Source organism: Acinetobacter sp. DMC2, assembly GCF_056314305.1.
Map to the genome: position 1 here is coordinate 326884 of NZ_JBQUYP010000001.1, position 18686 is coordinate 345569.

The following is an 18686-nucleotide window of genomic DNA, read 5'->3' on the forward strand; positions in this document are numbered from 1 at the left end:
TTAAACCGTAAGGAGCTGACAATGCGTCATTACGAAATCGTACTTTTAGTACACCCAGATCAAAGCGATCAAGTTGTAGGTATGGTTGAACGCTATATCTCTCAGATCAAAGAAGCTGAAGGTCAAATTCACCGTTTAGAAGATTGGGGCCGTCGTCAATTGGCTTACCCAATTAACAAAATTCACAAAGCGCACTACATTCTTATGAATGTTGAGTGTGGTCAAACTACACTTGATGAGTTAGAAGAATTGTTCCGTTATAATGACGCGATCATTCGTAACCTTATCATTCGTCGTGAACACGCAATCACTGAAGAGTCATTGCTTGCTAAAAGTGCTGAAGAAAAGCGTGCGCGTAAAGCTCAACGTGAAGAAGCACAGCAAGTTGCTCAAGACGCTGAATAAGGAGAACATCAATGGCACGTTTTTACCGTCGTCGCAAGTTCTGCCGCTTTACAGCTGAGAATGTTGTGTACATCGACTACAAAGATATCGATACTTTAAAACAGTACATCACTGAAAACGGCAAGATTGTTCCTAGCCGTATCACTGGTACTAAAGCTCGTTATCAACGTCAATTAGCTCTTGCTATCAAGCAAGCTCGCTACTTGTCTTTGATTCCGTACACTGACAACCATAAGTGAGGTGATCTGTGGACGTTATCTTATTACAACGCATTAAGAACCTTGGTAAATTAGGCGATAAAGTATCAGTTAAAGCTGGTTACGGCCGTAACTTCCTTATCCCTCAAGGTAAAGCAGTTGCAGCTACTGAAGCTAACACTGCTGCTTTCGAAGCTCGTCGCGCTGAACTTGAAAAGCAAGAAGCTGAAATTTTAGCTGCTGCTCAAGCACGTGCTGAACAATTGAATGAAGTTAACATCGTTATCACTGCTAAAGCTGGTGACGAAGGTAAACTCTTCGGTTCTATCGGTACTCGTGACATCGCTGACGCTTTAACGAATGCTGGTCTTACAGTTGACCGTGCAGAAGTTCGTTTACCGAATGGCGCGCTTCGTCACACTGGTGAATTCAACATCGCAATCCAATTGCACCATGATGTTGTTGCAGAAGTTCTCGTTACTATCGTATCTGAGTAATTTCTCATCAAAAAAAGAGCATGCTTCTGCATGCTCTTTTTTTATGTGCCCTATTTTTAAAATAAGATATATTAATTCCTGATCAGTTCTTTAGTTTAATTGGTTTTTTAATTAGGTAGTTTATTTCATTTTGTTTTAAGATAGTTCTCGGCCTCACAGGCTATTTGCGTACATCTTTCTTTATCATCAGGTCTAATTATGTCTCAGGCGAATGCCACTTCTTTAACTCTTTCATCTCCAACAGAAAATAAGACGAGTGAATCAGGCCAACTTAAAGAGTTTCGCACTCCCCCACACAATTTAGCCATTGAGCAGGCTGTTCTTGCGGCCTTAATGACAGTTGCCGAATCTTTTGAGCAAGTCAGCGACTTATTAAAAGAAAATGATTTTTATGCAACACGTCACAAATATATCTATCGTGCCATTGAGAAACTAGCACAAGAAAACTCTCCTTATGATGCTGTATTAGTAAGTGACTGGCTATTAAAACAAAATTTACTCGATGCAATTGGTGGCGAAGAGTATTTAATGCAGCTTATGGCTGATTCGCCATCAAGTTTCTATAACTTAGAAACGTATGCCAGTAAAATTAAAGAGTTCTCTACACTTCGCAGCATGATTAAAGTCAGTACTGAAATTTTACAAAATGCTTATGACACAAAAGGTCGTGGCGTTAGTGAAATTCTAGACTTGGCCGAAACGAGTATTTTCTCTTTAGCAGAACAGCACAATAACAATAAAAAGGATGCAGGTCCCAAATCTATTAGCTCTGTTACTGCCGATGTAATTAGTAAACTTGATGAACTCTCAAAACTAGATGGCAATATTACAGGTTTAACCACAGGCTTCTTAGAACTTGATAACAAAACATCAGGTATGCAGCCAGGTGACTTAATTATTGTTGCTGCACGTCCATCGATGGGGAAAACTACTTTTGCCATGAATTTGGTTGAAAGTGTTTTGCAATATAACAAGCTACCCGCTCTGGTATTCTCTATGGAGATGCCAGCAGACTCGATTGCGATGCGTCTTATTTCTGCAATGGGTAAAGTTCACCAAGGGCATTTACGTTCGGGTAACTTAGATGCAGATGAATGGACCAAGGTGACTGGTACCATTTTACAACTTCAACAAATGCATTTGTATATTGATGACTCATCTGCCCTACCTCCAACGGAACTTCGTGCCCGCGCTCGACGCGTTGCAAAAATGCATGATGGCAAAATTGGATGTATCATGGTCGATTACTTGCAGCTCATGAAAGTTCCAGGCATGGGTGATAACCGTGTAGGTGAGATTTCCGAAATTTCACGTAGCTTGAAAGCATTAGCAAAAGAAATGCAATGCCCAGTTATCGCACTTTCCCAGCTCAACCGAAGTCTGGAAAACCGTCCAAATAAACGCCCAGTAATGTCCGACTTACGTGAATCTGGTGCGATCGAGCAGGATGCCGACTTAATTATGTTTATTTACCGTGATGAGGTTTATAACAAAGAGTCGAAAGAAGCTGGTACCGCAGAAATTATTATTGGTAAGCAGCGTAACGGTCCGATTGGTTCAGTCCGTCTTGCCTTTGAAGGTCAATATACTCGATTTAGTAATCTCTCTCCTGAGTATTACAGCCAATATGATGATGAAGAATAAACTCTATCTCTAGCCCAAAGGAGTAAATGAGGGTGCGCCAAGCAACAGTTTATATTGATCGCAATGCGCTTCAATATAATTTAAACCGTGTCAAACAACTCGCAGCAAATTCAAAAATTGTAAGTATGGTGAAAGCTAATGCTTATGGACATGGAATCAAAGACTGTTTAGCAGCCTTAAATGCCTCAGATGCCTTTGGTGTCGCCTGCCTACAAGAAGGTTTAGAAATTCGTGAACTCGGATTTCAACAACCTGTTACTTTAATTGAAGGGGTATTTTCTGAAGATGAAATGCCAATTGCAATTGAACAAAAATTTGAATGTGTGATTCACCATCAACAACAATTTGAATGGTTAATTAAATATAAGCAAAAATACATCGCTCAAGATTTAAAAGTCTGGGTTAAGCTTAATAGCGGCATGAACCGTTTAGGCTTTAAAGTTACTGAAATTATTAAAGTTATTAAAAACTTAAAAGCCGAAGGATTTACCTGTGTGCTGGCGATGCATTTCGCAAATGCAGATGTAGACCACCCGCTTAACGAACAACAAAAGCAACAATTTTTACAAGTTAAACAAGCTTGTGATCCAGTTTTAGCATCTTGCTGTAACTCTGCTGCTATTTATAAATGGCCAGAATTACATTTTGATTATGTTCGTCCGGGTATTATGCTTTACGGCGCCTCACCTTTTGCTGATAAGACAATCCATGTTCTTGACTTAAAACCAGTCATGACTTTTTCAGCAGAAGTCATTGCACTCAACCATATTCAGACTAATGAGCATGTTGGTTATGGCTCCACTTTTTGTGCAAAGCAAGCTATGGATATTGCGATTGTTTCTATAGGTTATGGTGATGGTTATCCACGAGCTTATATTAAACAGAACTATGTCGCTATTGATAAACAGCTCTGTGCAGTTGTAGGCCGAGTGAGTATGGATATGCTTGCAATCGATGTGACAGGTCTGCAAGTAAAATTAGGTACGCCAGTCGAACTCTGGGGTGCACACCGTCTAGTGGATGATGTTGCGGATGCAAACGGAACGATAGGATATGAATTACTCTGTCGCCTAAGCAATCGCCCCACTCGTAAAAGCAGTTAAATAATAAAATTAAAAAAAATCCAAGCATGCTTGGATTTTTTTATATATGTACTCAAAATTTTATCGCCAGTAGTCATCAGTCGGTTTTGGCATTTCCTGTAAGCCACGGCGTAGAGTATCCGACCATTGCCGACTGATTTGTGAAAAATAAGGATCATCTTCTGTAATTCGTTTTCCCATCGGAATTACAAAGCTATCTTTCATATAAATCAATGCATCCAGTGGTAAACCAACAGAAACATTTGAACGTAAAGTTGAATCAAAAGAAATTAAGCTACAACGTAATGCATCATCTAATGGCATTGCATAATATAAAGCTCGGTCCAGAATCGGTTTGCCATATTTACTTTCACCAATTTGAAAATAAGGCGTATCCGTCGTTGCACAAATAAAATTGCCTTGTGGATAGACATTATAAAGTTGCATGTCACCACCTTTAATCTGTCCACCCACCAAAATACTACAGGCATAATTCATTTGTTCTTGGGTGTCCGAACTAATATCCTCTAAAACAGCTTTTAAAGTTTTACCAATGAGTTCTGCTGCCTCGAACATCGTATTAACACTATATAAATTAGGCTCTTGCTGTAAAGTAAGCGCATTTTGCAAATGACCTATAACAGCTTGCGTTGTGGCTAAATTACCGGCTGTTTGCAAAGCAATAAAACGCTCTCCGGTAACGCCGAAAGTATGCAATTTTCGGAACACAGAAATATGGTCAACTCCTGCATTAGTCCTCGTGTCACTAATAAACACTAAACCTTGTTCCAATCTTAGCGCACAACAATAAGTCATTTCATTCTCTTTACATTCAACATGCCAACACTTGAACCACAGACATCATGTTCTCAACTCCACCTTGCTCTCTTACACCACGAATAGGTGCAACATCGAGATAGTCACGGCCAACTGCAAGGTAGATATGATGTTTGGGTGTAAACAACTGATTGCTTACATCAAAACAATACCACTGATTTTCTACAAATACTTCCGCCCAAGCGTGACTGGCAAGGTGCGGATAGTTTTGATCAAATAGATAACCAGAGACATAACGTGCTGGTAATTGTAGCGCACGACACATTGCAATTAAAACATGAGCATGATCTTGGCATACACCTTCTCCAGCATGAAAGGCTTCAGTTGCAGTTGTCTGAACTGAAGTACTTTCAGGCTGATAAAGTATTTTCTGCAAAATATATTCACTTAATAATGCAATATGCTGTCGATCTTTGACTACTACAATATTTCTAGCAAAATCCAACATTTCTGAATCACATCGGGTTGCACCTGTCATCTGCAAAAACAAATTTGTAGGTGTAGATAAATTTACACAACCCAGCTCTACATCTTGAAGCTCAACAATCCCTTGAGCCATAAATGTAAGATGTTGATATTGATAGCGCTGACTAGCCGTCATCCAGACATTGTTAAATATGTCCCTTTTGATCATTTTGTCACCCGGCACGCTAATTGCCCAATTCATAACATGTTGATGCGGCGATGTTTGAGGCATCATTTTAATATACTGAATACTGTTTTGAGCAGTTTCCGTATAGCTATAATGCGTTTGATGATTAACCATCAATTTCATAATTAGACCTCAAACATATTTTCCAACTGCTGCGTAAAAGTATAATAAGCGTCCCACGTAAGTTGCTGCTTCAGTACTTGCCAATTTTGATCTATAGTCTCCCACCCTAAATCCGCAAGCCGTTTCACCAAAATATCTAGCTCCAACACCAGAGCTGATAAATCTTGCCCAAAACGCAGTTCTATATCAAATTGCTCTATTTTTTGACCTAAATGCAGAAATAAACAAACATCTTCATTTTCCGCTTCTAGTATTTGAGTACATTGTTCAACAGCTTTTCTCAAGATTTCAGGTTGAGCTTCAAGCGTGTTAATAACATGATTTAATTCTGCATAAGCCTTTGATGACAATATACCTCTTAGTCCCTGAATATTATCTTTAGCAATAATGAACTGGTTCAGTAATGAAAATGTTTGCTTCTTGTCTAACATATAGTGATTTAGTAATTCAGCATTTTCTATAACCAAACCAAATGCTGCTGCAAATTTTGTTGCTTTCTCATCTTGTGTAAAGGGTAAATGAGAGGCTGCGAATTTAACTCGCATTAAATATCGACCCAACCAATATATTTGATGCGCACTCGAATTGAGTAAAACCATAAAGTTCCTCTTTAACCCACAATCAGGAATGTAATGTTTCGACAACCCATGTATCTTTTATACCGCCACCTTGGGACGAATTTACAACTAGAGAGCCAGCCTGCATCGCCACACGTGTTAAGCCACCCGGTACTATTTCTGTACGATAAGGTGAGCTCAATACAAATGGACGCAAATCAATGTGACGTTCAGCTACCCCTCCTATCGTTAAAGTGGGAGCAACAGATAAAGCTAAGGTAGGTTGTGCAATGTACATATGAGGCGTAGCGATCAATTTTTTTCTAAAGTCATCAATTTCACATAAGCTTGCTTTAGGCCCAATTAACATGCCATAACCACCTGAACCCTGTGCTTCTTTAACAACCAATTGATCTAAATTAGACAACACATAATCTAAATGTTCATCTTTACGGCACTGATAAGTAGGTACATTTTTTAGAATTGGTGTTTCGCCTAAATAGTATTGAATCATTTGGTCTACGTAAGGATAAATAGATTTATCATCAGCTACCCCTGTTCCAGGCGCATTTGCAATCACCACATTTTTTTGCAAATAAGCAGACATAAGACCTGCCACACCTAATGCACTGTCTGGTCTAAATGCCAAAGGATCTAGAAAATCGTCATCTAAACGGCGGTAAATCACATCTACTTTTTGACGCCCGCGAATAGTTTTGACAAAAACTTGATCATTTTCTACAAATAAATCCCGATTTGTAACTAGTGGGACATCCATTTCACGTGCCAGAAAAGCATGCTCATAAAAAGCACTGTTAAAACGTCCCGGTGTTAGTACCACCACAAAAGGCTGGTCCGCAGGTGAATTCTCCTGCAAGATTTCTTTTAAAAGTTTTGGATAATGCTCAATTCCCTGCAAATTATTGGCTGCACATAGCTCCGGCATCAATTGTTGGCTAATGTTTCGGCTTTCGATCATGTAAGACACACCTGAAGGTGTTCTTAAATTATCCTCCAATACAAAAAACTCTCCTTCACCATCACGGATAATATCAATTCCACTAATTTGTGAATAAATTTTACCTTTCAAAGCATGTTTGAGCATGTGGGGTTGGAAAGCCTCATTCCCCATAATTTGATCTTCGGGAATAAGCTGTTCTTTTAAAATATGTTGTCCATGATAAATATCATCTAGGAAATAATTTAATGCTTTAACACGCTGCGCACAGCCCGAAGCTATTTTCTCCCACTGTTTTTTTTCAATTACCCGTGGAATTAAATCAAAAGGAATCGTTCGCTCTGTACCTTCTTTATCACCGTATACGTTAAAAGTAATTCCATGATAAAGAAAATGCTGCTTCGCTTGAGCATTTAATTCTTTTAAATCATCTAAAGTACGAATACTCAACCATTGTTCAATTTTTTTAGAAGCCGCTCCATTTGATGTCACATCATCCAGCATCTCATTAAAAAACTCTGATTTTAGCTGTTCAAATAAATTGGTTTGTACGGAAATATGTTCTAAAAAAGAGGTTTGGTTAATGAGTGCCGTAGTTGTCTGCTCTTGTATAAAAAAATCATTATCTATATGTAATTCATGCTCTTGTTCTGACATAACCACCTCGTCTTATCATTTATCTATATTTCATTTTTAAATAAGCAATTTCAGTGCCACTTATATATGTTTAATATTTTTACGGTGTTTTGTTATAACTTTCTTCTTCTAAATCTTAACATCGATTGTAAAAGGTTCAGTAAACCGAATCTGACAAACTTGCTAAATCTGTAAAGATTTTTTATTGTGTTGACACCAAAGCAATTGGATATAGATGTATTACGCTTATGTCTGTAATAGAAAAAGAAACTTCGAATAGTTTATATCGCCAATGGCAGATCTTGTCTCGCCTTCCAACCGGTAAATGGATCGGAACACGGGAATTACAAGAAATGCTTGAACGTGAAGGTATTGATATCAGTTTAAGGACTATTCAGCGTGATTTAAATCAAATTGCTCAGCGCTTTCCGATTGAAAGCAATAAGGCCGTACCTCAGGGCTGGCGGTGGCAATCCGATGCGCCTATTCAGAGCTTACCGCACATGACGAGCTCTCAGGCAGTAACCTTTATGATGGTTGAGGAGCATCTTAAACACTTGCTTCCACCTAGTCTTCTTGATGAGATGGGGCCTTGGTTTGATTTAGCTAAACGCAGCCTCTCTACACAAAATAATGTGAGACAGTGGATTAACCGAGTACGCATTGTCCCAGCAAGCCAACCACTTATTCCTCCTGTAGTCGACCGTGCTGCTCAACAAGCAATTTATGAAGGATTGCTGCAAGACAAACAAATTGAATGTGTTTATCAGGCTCGAGTAAATCAAGGTGAAGATAAAACTTATGTTTTAAACCCTTTGGCTTTGGTACAAAAAGGTGCAGTAATTTATTTGATTTGCACACGGCATGACAAAACTGAAGTTCAAACGTTTGCCTTGCACCGTTTTAAATCAGCAAAAGTCTTAGATAGTCGAGCACTGCATCCTGTCAATTTTGATATTGATCATTATATTGATTCAGGTGCTTTAGGCTTCAGAGTGGACTATAAACAGCCAACTGAATCAATCCAGCTCACATTAACGATGACAGAGCAAACTGCTCGAACTTTCTATGAAAGCCAGTTAAGTAAAGACCAAACTATCATTCCACTTGAAGAAAATATTGTAGAAGTTACCGCAACAGTACCTTTTACATCTCAACTTGTGTGGTGGCTACGTAGTTTTGGCAAAAAATTACTGCATATCGAACCAATTCAAGTACACAACGCTGTTCGAGAAATTGAATCTGAGAATAAATAGATATAAAAAAGAGAACCATAAGGTTCTCTTTAGATTTTGAATTATAATTTTCTTAATTTTATATTGGCTCTTATATTTATAGTTGTTTCAGATCAATCTGTTCTCCCCCCACAAAACTGATCTGCTCTTTCTTTTGCGCTATTTTGAACATGAACATTGGCATGCCATTTCATATCCATTGTAGCGAATTGATTTCATTGTCATGGTTAAAGCCCTCTTGTTTGAACGTGAATTTAATATAAGTGGCTACCTGAAATATGTGAAATAAGAAAAAAAGGAAGCGAAATCTATTTTCTTCCTTAGGAAGTTTCCATATATTTTTTGAACAGAAAATAAAAAAGCCCAGTCTTAACTGGGCTTTTTGTACACTTAAATGATTAAGCTGTTTTCTTAATCATATTGTTTTTACGAATTGTGATCATTACAAGCTGAACAGCTGCTGGTGTAACACCAGGAATACGGCTTGCTTGAGCTAATGTTTCCGGAAGAACTGTTTTTAATTTCTGGGTAATTTCGCGAGATAAACCAGACACTACGTCATAGTCAAAATCGGTAGGAATTTTAGTTTCTTCAAGACGCTTTAACTGTGCCACATCTTCATGCTGACGGTTAATATAACCTTCGTATTTCACAGCAATCTCGATTTGCTCACCAACCTGCTCAGAAACTTCAGAACCCGTAAGTTCTGCAATTTGACCAAAGCTAATATTAGGGCGTTTAAGCAAATCAATTGCGCTACATTCTTTACTTAAGTCAGCACCCGTCATCTCGACGAATTTTTTACCCATAGGGTTATTTGGTGCTGCCCACAAATGTTGTAAACGAGAGGTTTCACGCTCAACCGCTTCCATTTTTTCACAATAAGCAGCCCAACGAATATCATCAACCAAACCAAGTTCACGACCAACAGTCGTTAAACGCTGATCTGCATTGTCTTCACGTAGCATCAAACGGTATTCCGCACGTGATGTAAACATACGGTACGGTTCTTTAGTACCTAAAGTGATGAGGTCATCAACCAATACACCCATATAAGCTTGGTCACGCTTAGGTGTCCACTCTTCTTGCTCCCACGCACGGCGCGCAGCATTTAAACCAGCAAGTAAACCTTGAGCACCTGCTTCTTCATAACCTGTCGTACCATTAATTTGGCCAGCAAAATATAGACCATTAATCGCTTTAGTTTCGAGAGTGAATTTCAAAGCTTGCGGATTGAAATAATCGTATTCAATCGCATAGCCTGGACGCAAAATATGCGCATTTTCCATACCACGAATAGAGCGAACAAGTTCAAACTGCACATCAAATGGAAGTGAAGTCGAAATACCATTTGGATAAAGTTCGTGTGTATCTAAACCTTCGGGTTCCAAAAATACTTGATGTGAGTCTTTATCAGCGAAACGGTGAATTTTATCTTCGATTGATGGGCAGTAACGTGGCCCAACACCTTCAATAACACCTGTATACATTGGTGAACGATCTAAACCACCACGAATAATGTCGTGGGTTTTTTCATTCGTATGCGTGATATAACAATTTACTTGTTCTGGGTGCATAGAAGCATCACCCATGAATGACATGACTGGAGACGGGAAATCACCCGGCTGCGGAATCATGACTGAAAAATCAACCGAACGTGCATCAATACGTGGTGGAGTACCTGTTTTTAAACGACCAACAGGTAGTTTTAATTCACGTAAACGTTGAGCAAGTGCAATAGAAGGTGGATCACCCGCACGACCACCGCTTGATTTTTCTAAACCAACGTGGATTACACCGCCTAAGAATGTACCTGTAGTCAACACAACAGTTTTAGCATCAAAGCGAATACCCATTTGGGTAACTACACCTTTAACTGTATCACCTTCAACAATCAGGTCATCAGCTGCTTGCTGGAAAATATCAAGATTTGCTTGATTTTCCAAAGTATCGCGGATGGCAGCTTTATAGCGCACGCGGTCAGCTTGAGCACGTGTTGCACGCACTGCGGCACCTTTACGCGAATTTAAAATACGGAACTGAATACCACCTTTATCGGCAGCTAAAGCCATTGCGCCACCAAGTGCATCAATTTCACGTACTAAATGCGACTTACCAATACCACCGATTGCTGGGTTACAACTCATTTGGCCCAAAGTCTCAATGTTATGGGTCAAAAGCAAAGTCTGTCGTCCCATACGCGCAGCAGCAAGGGCCGCTTCCGTACCTGCGTGACCGCCGCCGATAACAATAACATCATAAACTTTAGGGTAGTGCATGAGTACAAAACACCAGAAAAAAAAGACGGAACATTATAGCAAAATTATCTGCTTATTGATGTACATAATTACAAAATTGTCTTTACATGATTTACGGTACTCCACATGTTTTGACATTTTGTTGCATGAATTCAATACAAAGTGAATGTTTTTAAGAATTTTTCATCCTAGAATAAAAAATGTACAGCACTTCTACGACTTTAAAATTAACGCAACGAGAAGGAACACAAAATGAAAACGACTATGTTAAAAATCTTAACCGCATCTCTCCTTTGTTTTTCAGGCGTAACGTTTACCCACGCTGCGACGAATCATACTGCTAAATCGACTCATATGGCTAAATCAAGCAAAACAGCTAGTCATACTGCAGATTCAAGCAAATCAGTGATGCAAAAAGAACTTAGAGCTTGTATGAAAAAACAGCAAGGTGAATGGGTATCTTATAGCCATAATGGTGTAACCTTTAATGGTACTTGCGAACCAAATGAAAACGGTAAACTACAATTTAAAGCCCCTGCCCCTTAATCTGTTTTGACATAAGGTAGAAGAAGTCATTTATTTTCCGCCACATCTCATCAGTATTTTCAAAGGCGGCTCATTAAAGATGAGCCGCTTTCTTTTTTAAAATGGTCTAGTCCGCTACAATACGCCTTTAAATAAAATTTTTAGGTCCTTTTCGTGAAGTGGTTACAAATACACATTACCGTTGATCAAGAACAAGTTGAGTTCACAGAAACACTTTTAATGTCTCTAGGTGCGGTAAGCGTAACTCTGGATGATGCTGAAGATCAGGCTTTACTTGAACCATTACCAGGTGAAACACCTTTATGGAACAAAGTAATCGTGACAGGCATCTATCAACAAGACGAACAAGACCCAATTGATGTCGACACTTTAGAAGCTTTCTTAAAAGCACAACTTCCAGATGCTCCTATACGTCACGAAGAACTTGAAGACCAAGTATGGGAACGTGCATGGATGGATTATTACGAACCAATCCAAATTGGGGAAAAGTTCTGGATCGTACCTGAATGGCTAGAGCCACCAGAAGCTGATGCAACCAACATTAAGTTAGATCCAGGTCTTGCGTTTGGTACCGGTAACCATGCAAGTACTTTCTTATGCTTACAATGGCTAGGTAAAACTGATGTTAAAGATAAGATCGTGATTGATTATGGCTGTGGTTCAGGAATTTTAGGGGTAGCCGCTTTATTATTAGGTGCTAAAAAAGTATATGCCACTGATATTGACCCTCAGGCTGTTTTAGCAACAAAACAAAATGCTGAACTTAATGGGGTATTAGATGGACTATATGTAGGCCTTCCTGAAGAATTCGATCAAGAGTTCAAACCTCAGCAAGCAGATGTTCTAGTTGCAAATATTTTGGCTGGTCCATTAATGGCACTTGCGCCAGAGTTTGCAAATTTAATTAAATCTGAGGGTGAGTTCGCACTCGCAGGTGTAATTGAAGAGCAAGTTGCTGATGTTTCAGGTGTTTATTCTGAATTTTTTGATATATTAGATGTCGAAAAGCGCGAAGAGAACTGGTGTCGCATTTCAGGAAAACGTAAAACAATAAATTGAGACTTTTAACTCATGAATGAAAAACAAACCCGCTGCCCTAAGTGTTTAACAGTTTATAAAGTATCTCTTACTCAATTGACTGTTGCTCAGGGTATGGTTTGTTGCCCTAAATGTGATTCGAGCTTTAATGCACTCACCCATCTGATTAATATTGAAAATCCTGTCATAGTTAACTCATCTACATTAGCCAATGGTTCAATGCAAACGAGATATATGACACATTCACATGTGTTAGATATCTTTGATCAAAAAGTTGAAAATTCCAATATTGATCTTTTAACTTATCTCAACAACTTAAATTATTTTCATAACGAACCTATTAATGCTCTGCCAAATCTTAATTTAGCTGAACAAACTTCCTCGCAAGAACAAGACAATAATAAAAAGCATAGTTGGCTGTACTACACGCTCTGGAGTTCTGCTAACCTTATTTTAATTTTAGTTTTTAGTTTTCAAATTCTCTGGTTTAATCCTAAGCTCATGCATGCAAGCCCGACCGTTAGCCATGCTTTTAATTATGTTTGCGGAATAATGCACTGCAATAAGTCAGCCGAACAATATCAACTTATTTATATAGAAAAGTTAAAACTCCGCAAAGTTGACACAAGTCATACTCAATTCTCAGGAATATTGCTTAATCAGAATGATAAAAGTATTGAACTTCCAAACCTAAAGTTGAGTTTTACAACAGAGCCAAACAAAACAGAAGAAATTATATTGACTCCCCAACAATATCTTGTTGAAAACTTACGAGGTATTCAACGCATTCCCTCTGATACTCCTTTCCGATTCCAATTTGAGCTAAACAAAAGCAAAAAAAGCCTATTAAATTATCGATTAGAAATTGTCCACCCCTAAAATGTAAAAAAAGTGAAAAAAAAATAAAAAAAAATGCAGTTAATTTGCTCACTTTTTCCTAGACAATGGTATGATACGCGCCACGAAAGCTTTGACTCATATACTCCTCGCTCTCAATCCAAAAAAAATACTGTTAAGCATGTGTGCTTTTCTACTTTAAGCACATAGCCTAACTTTTTTTGTTTTTGAGGGAGCTGTAACAAATATTTAACTATTGTTACGCTTATTTTTTATTCAATACGAAGAAATATGGCAAGCTAATTGTTCTTATGTTTTAGAGTCACTGTTTTAGGATCTAAAACAGGACTCCGTATTTTTAGACCACATTTATATACTACTTTATCCAAGTTAGTATTTGATTTTCGGATTAACTCGCATGAATAGCAAATCTCCTATTTTTACTGCACAATCTGATGTTGCTCTTCGCATCCACGTGGATCGCGCAGTTCGTCATTATTTTGCACAATTGCAAGGTGAGCAACCATCTCAGGTATATGACATGGTGCTAGCAGAAATGGAGAAACCTCTTTTATCTGTAGTTCTTGAATATACACGTGGTAATCAAACCCGTGCTGCAGAGATTCTTGGACTCAACCGTGGCACTTTACGTAAAAAGTTAAAAGCTCACGGTTTAATGAGTGAATAAATGATAAAATGCTCACGACTTCGTGGGCATTTTTTTATGCTTATTGGTTTTAATCCGTAGACTTGAAATTGTTGAATTAAACATCATGACTATTAAACGTGCTTTGATTTCTGTATCTGATAAGACAGGAATTGTCGAATTTGCTCAAAACCTTGCAGCTTTAGGGGTAGAATTATTATCTACAGGCGGCACATACAAGTTGCTTAAAGATAATAACATCGCAGTTGTTGAAGTATCTGAACATACTGGCTTCCCTGAAATGATGGATGGTCGTGTTAAGACATTACATCCAAAAATTCATGGCGGTATTCTTGCTCGTCGCGGCTTAGACGAAGCAGTAATGGAAGAACACAACATTGATCCGATTGATCTAGTTGTTGTAAACCTTTATCCATTCGCTGCAACAGTTGCAAAACCTGACTGTACTCTTCCTGATGCAATCGAAAATATCGACATCGGTGGTCCTACAATGGTTCGCGCAGCTGCTAAAAACCATGCTTCTGTAGGTATTGTAGTAAATGCTTCAGATTACGACACCGTAATCAATGAATTAAAAACTGCTGGTTCACTTTCTTATGAAACACGTTTTGATTTAGCTGTTAAAGCATTTGAACATACTGCTCAATATGATGGCATGATCGCTTCTTACTTAGGCGCTCGCGTTGGTAAGACCGAAGGTGAAGCTGATTTATTCCCTCGTACGTTCAACACTCAATTGAACAAAGCGCAAGATCTACGTTACGGTGAAAACCCACATCAATCTGCTGCATTTTATGTTGAAGCAAATGCAAAAGAAGCATCAGTTTCTACAGCAAAACAGTTACAAGGCAAAGAATTGTCTTATAACAACATTGCTGACACAGATGCTGCACTTGAATGTGTTAAATCATTTGCAAAACCTGCTTGTGTAATTGTAAAACATGCTAACCCTTGTGGTGTTGCTGTTTCTTTAGACGGCATTAAAGCTGCTTACGATTTAGCTTATGCAACAGATCCAGAATCTGCTTTCGGTGGCATTATTGCATTTAACCGTGAGTTAGATGTTGCAACTGCTCAAGCAATCGTTGACCGTCAATTCGTTGAAGTTATTATTGCTCCAAGTATTGCTGATGGTGTGCTTGAAGTTACTGGTGCTAAGAAAAACGTACGTGTTTTAGTCTGTGGTGAATTACCTGCGATTGATGCACGTGCACCACAACTTGACTACAAACGCGTTAATGGCGGTTTATTAGTTCAAGATCAAGACTTAGGTATGATTACTAAAGATGATCTTAAAGTAGTAACTAAATGCGCACCAACTGAACAAGAAATTGATGACCTGATCTTTGCTTGGAAAGTTGCGAAATATGTAAAATCAAATGCAATTGTTTATGCGAAAAATCGCCAGACTATTGGTGTTGGTGCAGGTCAAATGAGCCGTGTTAACTCAGCTCGTATTGCTGCCATCAAAGCTGAACATGCAGGTTTGGTTGTTGAAGGTGCTGTGATGGCATCTGATGCATTCTTCCCGTTCCGTGACGGGATTGATAATGCAGCTAAAGCTGGCATTAAATGCATTATTCAACCAGGTGGTTCTATGCGTGATGAAGAAGTAATCGCAGCAGCTGACGAAGCTGGTATTGCAATGGTCTTCACTGGCATGCGCCATTTCCGCCACTAATTTAAATTTAGTCCTCCCTAACCCTCCTTTTATTCAGGAGGGTTTTCCACAATAATGGAGCTAACTCTCCAACTTGAGGGATAGAGGGAGATGAAAAGGATTAAAGTTAAGGAACAAATTAAAAATGAATATTTTAGTTTTAGGTAGTGGTGGTCGTGAACATGCTTTAGCATGGAAAATTGCGCAAGATACCAATGTTACTCAAGTTTTTGTTGCACCAGGTAATGCTGGAACTGCAACAGAAGACAAATGTGTTAATGTTCAACTTGATATTTTAGACAACTCAGCAATCATTGCTTTTGCTAAAGAAAATAATGTTGATCTTATTATTGTTGGTCCAGAAGCACCATTAGTTAATGGCGTGGTAGATGCTGCACGTGAAGCAGGTTTAAAAATTTGGGGACCTACTCAATACGCAGCGCAGCTTGAAGGCTCAAAAGCATTTGCTAAGCACTTTTTAAAGCGTCACAACATTCCAACTGCTTTCTATGACGTTTTCACTGAAGTAGATGCAGCTAAAGCGTATGTTGAAAAAAATGGTGCGCCAATTGTAATTAAAGCTGATGGTCTTGCTGCTGGTAAAGGCGTAATCGTTGCAATGACCAATGAAGAAGCTTTTGCAGCGATTGATGACATGCTTGCTGGCAACAAATTTGGTGATGCTGGTTCACGCGTTGTGATTGAACAGTTCCTTGCGGGTGAAGAAGCTTCTTTCATTTGTATGATTGATGGTAAAAATATTTTACCAATGGCGACCTCACAAGATCACAAGCGTATTTTTGAAGGCGATCAAGGTCCTAACACCGGCGGTATGGGTGCATACTCTCCTGCTCCGGTTGTAACTTCTGACATTTTCGAACGCGTTATGTCTGAAATCATGCGTCCGACTGTTGACGGTATGGCTGCTGATGGACATGTTTACACTGGTTTCTTATATGCTGGTCTAATGATTGATGAGCAAGGCCAACCACGTGTGATTGAGTTTAACTGTCGTTTTGGCGATCCTGAAACTCAACCGATCATGATGCGTTTAAAATCATCTCTTGTTGAATTGGTAGAAGCTGGTATTGCTGGTAATTTACCAAAAGAAGCTGAATGGGATGAGCGTAAGTCAATCGGTATTGTACTCGCAGCTGAAGGCTATCCTGATAGTGTACGCAAAGGCGATGTAATTTCTGGTATCGGACAATCACCTGAAGATACTAAAATTTTCCATGCAGGTACTGCAACTCGTGAGGATGGTCACATCGTGACTTCTGGTGGTCGAGTTCTTTGCGTAACAGCATTGGGCGACAGCGTTCTTGAAGCACAAATTAATGCGCTAGAAGTATGTGGTCAAGTTACCTTTACTGGTATGCAATATCGTAATGACATTGGCTACCGCGCAATTGCACGTGAAAAAGCTTAAAAACCCTACAAGTTTAAAATGCTAATAAAAAAGCCTCTATATAGAGGCTTTTTTATTATGTCTTACAATATAAGGGAATCGTATAAATCTTTATCATATTCTTAAAGATATCAATAAATAGAAAAAAAGCCCTCTATATCAACTACATTTTTATTGCTATCATTAGCACATAGTTGTAACTGTCATCAGACACTGCTGTTTTAATAATTTCCATAAAGACTTGCTCTACAAATTATGCCTGTAGAGAGTTTTTTAATATTCTAAATTTATGAATGCTCGTTTGGCTACTGTTGGGGATGAACTGTTTGGGGAAACAGTTTTTGTTTATTAAACAATTACCCTCTGTTATAGCCAAAATATGCAAGCAAATTATGGAACCCCAGAAAAAGATCACAGAGTTTAGACTAGTTGTAATTTCAACTCCTCTCTTTTCATATTGATATAGATCAATCGTTATTGTTCTATATCTTAATCAGGACTTTTTTAAATGAAAAAGCTGATCAGCCTTTTTTTAAGCATGTCAGTAGTATTATTGACAGCATGTAGCAAACAAGAAAATGCTCAACAAGCCGAACAAAACAATGATAGTTCCAAAGTACAGAAGGTAGTAATTGCCTCTACAGGTTCGGATGCTGAAATTTGGCGTTATATCGCAACTTTACCTGAAACCCAAGCTGCTGGCTTAAAGTTAGAAGTGAAAAACTTCACAGACTCCGTTTCAATGAATACAGCAATTGCAAATAAAGAAGTAGATTTGAACGCATTCCAAGCTTATTCTTATCTTACTGCATTTAATAATTCAAACCCGGATAAGATTGCAGCGGTTTCTACCACTTATATTGAGCCAATGGGGATTTATTCAAGTAAATACAAAAAAATTGAAGAACTTCCTGAAGGTGCAATTATTTCAATCCCGGATGATGCTGCCAGCGAATCTCGTGCGCTACTCTTGTTACAAACTGCTGGCTTAATCAAGCTTAAAGCGGACTTTAATCCTGTTCAGGGCAGTCCAATTGATGTTATCGAAAATCCCAAAAAGATCAACATCAAACCAATCAAAATGGAAACTGCATTACGTCTTAAAAATGAATTTGATGCAGTTGTATTAAATAATACCATAGCACTCGAGGGAGGTTTAAACGTACTCAAAGATTCTATGTTCTATGAACCTATTGATCAAATCTCAAAAATTAGTGTAAACGTTCTAGCAACTACTGAATCACGTAAAAATGATCCTGTCTTGCAAAAAGTTGGTAAGCTTTACCACAATGCAGCTGTTAAAAAATACATTGAAGAACACTTTGGTGGAACAAAAGTTGACGTAGACAAACCAATCAGCTATCTCTCAGAAGCTAAATAGTAATATAATAGCCCAAACGTGAAACAGGCAAATTCTCTTTGCCTGTTTTTTCTTTCCAGCATAGCTTC

General features: G+C 38.5%; 18 protein-coding genes. 13 read left to right on the forward strand and 5 right to left on the reverse strand.

Annotated features, from left to right (window positions below; genetic code table 11):
- Positions 1–21 precede the first annotated feature (21 nt).
- The 5 genes from rpsF (at position 22) to alr (ending at position 3846) form a co-directional block, all read left to right on the forward strand.
- Complete coding sequence (gene rpsF / locus ACT53H_RS01555; protein WP_004791455.1) at positions 22–405, forward strand: 30S ribosomal protein S6; 384 nt, start codon at positions 22–24, stop codon at positions 403–405.
- Between the two features lie 11 nt (positions 406–416).
- Entirely contained in the window at positions 417–644 is a 228-nt protein-coding gene (gene rpsR, locus ACT53H_RS01560) for a 30S ribosomal protein S18 (protein WP_004791454.1), read from the forward strand.
- An 8-nt stretch (positions 645–652) separates the two neighbouring features.
- A complete protein-coding gene (gene rplI / locus ACT53H_RS01565; RefSeq protein ID WP_004700828.1) occupies positions 653–1099 on the forward strand; it encodes a 50S ribosomal protein L9 in 447 nt (148 codons plus the stop codon).
- A 198-nt stretch (positions 1100–1297) separates the two neighbouring features.
- Positions 1298–2743, forward strand: coding sequence for a replicative DNA helicase (gene dnaB / locus ACT53H_RS01570; protein ID WP_004791451.1), 1446 nt, complete (start codon positions 1298–1300; stop codon positions 2741–2743).
- A 32-nt stretch (positions 2744–2775) separates the two neighbouring features.
- Positions 2776–3846: an alanine racemase gene (gene alr, locus ACT53H_RS01575; protein WP_476008446.1), complete on the forward strand. Its 1071-nt coding sequence runs from the start codon at positions 2776–2778 to the stop codon at positions 3844–3846.
- Positions 3847–3906: 60 nt separating this feature from the next.
- Here the strand turns inward: alr and ACT53H_RS01580 are convergent, their stop codons facing one another.
- Genes ACT53H_RS01580 through ACT53H_RS01595 form a run of 4 tightly spaced genes read right to left on the reverse strand, consistent with a single transcriptional unit; the run spans position 3907 to position 7609 of the window.
- Positions 3907–4641 carry a proteasome-type protease gene (locus tag ACT53H_RS01580; RefSeq protein WP_004791447.1) on the reverse strand — a complete coding sequence of 245 codons (735 nt, stop codon included), beginning with the start codon at positions 4639–4641 and terminating at the stop codon, positions 3907–3909.
- Between the two features lie 16 nt (positions 4642–4657).
- Positions 4658–5437, reverse strand: a complete 780-nt coding sequence (locus tag ACT53H_RS01585; RefSeq protein ID WP_476008447.1) for a transglutaminase family protein — start codon at positions 5435–5437, stop codon at positions 4658–4660.
- 2 nt (positions 5438–5439) lie between these two features.
- Entirely contained in the window at positions 5440–6036 is a 597-nt protein-coding gene (locus tag ACT53H_RS01590; protein WP_476008448.1) for an alpha-E domain-containing protein, read from the reverse strand.
- Between the two features lie 22 nt (positions 6037–6058).
- A complete protein-coding gene (locus ACT53H_RS01595; protein ID WP_476008449.1) occupies positions 6059–7609 on the reverse strand; it encodes a circularly permuted type 2 ATP-grasp protein in 1551 nt (516 codons plus the stop codon).
- 227 nt (positions 7610–7836) lie between these two features.
- Between ACT53H_RS01595 and ACT53H_RS01600 the strand changes: the two genes are divergently transcribed.
- Positions 7837–8844 (forward strand): helix-turn-helix transcriptional regulator, encoded by a 1008-nt coding sequence (locus ACT53H_RS01600; protein WP_004791440.1) that lies wholly within the window; start codon positions 7837–7839, stop codon positions 8842–8844.
- Positions 8845–9221: 377 nt separating this feature from the next.
- Here the strand turns inward: ACT53H_RS01600 and mnmG are convergent, their stop codons facing one another.
- Positions 9222–11102, reverse strand: a complete 1881-nt coding sequence (gene mnmG, locus ACT53H_RS01605; RefSeq protein ID WP_004791439.1) for a tRNA uridine-5-carboxymethylaminomethyl(34) synthesis enzyme MnmG — start codon at positions 11100–11102, stop codon at positions 9222–9224.
- Positions 11103–11333: 231 nt separating this feature from the next.
- Between mnmG and ACT53H_RS01610 the strand changes: the two genes are divergently transcribed.
- The 7 genes from ACT53H_RS01610 to ACT53H_RS01640 all read left to right on the forward strand — a co-directional run bounded on the left by ACT53H_RS01610 (position 11334) and on the right by ACT53H_RS01640 (position 18618).
- Positions 11334–11627 (forward strand): hypothetical protein, encoded by a 294-nt coding sequence (locus ACT53H_RS01610; protein ID WP_151963145.1) that lies wholly within the window; start codon positions 11334–11336, stop codon positions 11625–11627.
- 153 nt (positions 11628–11780) lie between these two features.
- A complete protein-coding gene (gene prmA / locus ACT53H_RS01615) occupies positions 11781–12686 on the forward strand; it encodes a 50S ribosomal protein L11 methyltransferase (RefSeq protein WP_005306779.1) in 906 nt (301 codons plus the stop codon).
- A gap of 12 nt (positions 12687–12698) precedes the next feature.
- A complete protein-coding gene (locus ACT53H_RS01620) occupies positions 12699–13544 on the forward strand; it encodes a DUF3426 domain-containing protein (RefSeq protein WP_476008450.1) in 846 nt (281 codons plus the stop codon).
- 376 nt (positions 13545–13920) lie between these two features.
- Complete coding sequence (gene fis / locus ACT53H_RS01625) at positions 13921–14190, forward strand: DNA-binding transcriptional regulator Fis (protein WP_001086304.1); 270 nt, start codon at positions 13921–13923, stop codon at positions 14188–14190.
- Positions 14191–14275: 85 nt separating this feature from the next.
- Positions 14276–15850, forward strand: coding sequence for a bifunctional phosphoribosylaminoimidazolecarboxamide formyltransferase/IMP cyclohydrolase (purH, locus tag ACT53H_RS01630; RefSeq protein WP_013197325.1), 1575 nt, complete (start codon positions 14276–14278; stop codon positions 15848–15850).
- Between the two features lie 124 nt (positions 15851–15974).
- Positions 15975–17258 carry a phosphoribosylamine--glycine ligase gene (gene purD, locus ACT53H_RS01635; RefSeq protein WP_004791429.1) on the forward strand — a complete coding sequence of 428 codons (1284 nt, stop codon included), beginning with the start codon at positions 15975–15977 and terminating at the stop codon, positions 17256–17258.
- Between the two features lie 487 nt (positions 17259–17745).
- A complete protein-coding gene (locus ACT53H_RS01640; RefSeq protein ID WP_476008451.1) occupies positions 17746–18618 on the forward strand; it encodes a MetQ/NlpA family ABC transporter substrate-binding protein in 873 nt (290 codons plus the stop codon).
- Positions 18619–18686: the final 68 nt, after the last annotated feature.

What these genes read in the sequence shown, in the direction of transcription:
- rpsF (WP_004791455.1), top strand. Translation starts at nt 22, where the DNA reads ATGCGTCATTACGAAATCGTACTTTTAGTACACCCAGATCAAAGCGAT.
- rpsR (WP_004791454.1), top strand. Translation starts at nt 417, where the DNA reads ATGGCACGTTTTTACCGTCGTCGCAAGTTCTGCCGCTTTACAGCTGAG.
- dnaB (WP_004791451.1), top strand. Translation starts at nt 1,298, where the DNA reads ATGTCTCAGGCGAATGCCACTTCTTTAACTCTTTCATCTCCAACAGAA.
- ACT53H_RS01580 (WP_004791447.1), bottom strand. Translation starts at nt 4,641, where the DNA reads ATGACTTATTGTTGTGCGCTAAGATTGGAACAAGGTTTAGTGTTTATT.
- ACT53H_RS01585 (WP_476008447.1), bottom strand. Translation starts at nt 5,437, where the DNA reads ATGAAATTGATGGTTAATCATCAAACGCATTATAGCTATACGGAAACT.
- ACT53H_RS01590 (WP_476008448.1), bottom strand. Translation starts at nt 6,036, where the DNA reads ATGGTTTTACTCAATTCGAGTGCGCATCAAATATATTGGTTGGGTCGA.
- ACT53H_RS01595 (WP_476008449.1), bottom strand. Translation starts at nt 7,609, where the DNA reads ATGTCAGAACAAGAGCATGAATTACATATAGATAATGATTTTTTTATA.
- ACT53H_RS01600 (WP_004791440.1), top strand. Translation starts at nt 7,837, where the DNA reads ATGTCTGTAATAGAAAAAGAAACTTCGAATAGTTTATATCGCCAATGG.
- mnmG (WP_004791439.1), bottom strand. Translation starts at nt 11,102, where the DNA reads ATGCACTACCCTAAAGTTTATGATGTTATTGTTATCGGCGGCGGTCAC.
- ACT53H_RS01610 (WP_151963145.1), top strand. Translation starts at nt 11,334, where the DNA reads ATGAAAACGACTATGTTAAAAATCTTAACCGCATCTCTCCTTTGTTTT.
- ACT53H_RS01620 (WP_476008450.1), top strand. Translation starts at nt 12,699, where the DNA reads ATGAATGAAAAACAAACCCGCTGCCCTAAGTGTTTAACAGTTTATAAA.
- fis (WP_001086304.1), top strand. Translation starts at nt 13,921, where the DNA reads ATGAATAGCAAATCTCCTATTTTTACTGCACAATCTGATGTTGCTCTT.
- purH (WP_013197325.1), top strand. Translation starts at nt 14,276, where the DNA reads ATGACTATTAAACGTGCTTTGATTTCTGTATCTGATAAGACAGGAATT.
- purD (WP_004791429.1), top strand. Translation starts at nt 15,975, where the DNA reads ATGAATATTTTAGTTTTAGGTAGTGGTGGTCGTGAACATGCTTTAGCA.
- ACT53H_RS01640 (WP_476008451.1), top strand. Translation starts at nt 17,746, where the DNA reads ATGAAAAAGCTGATCAGCCTTTTTTTAAGCATGTCAGTAGTATTATTG.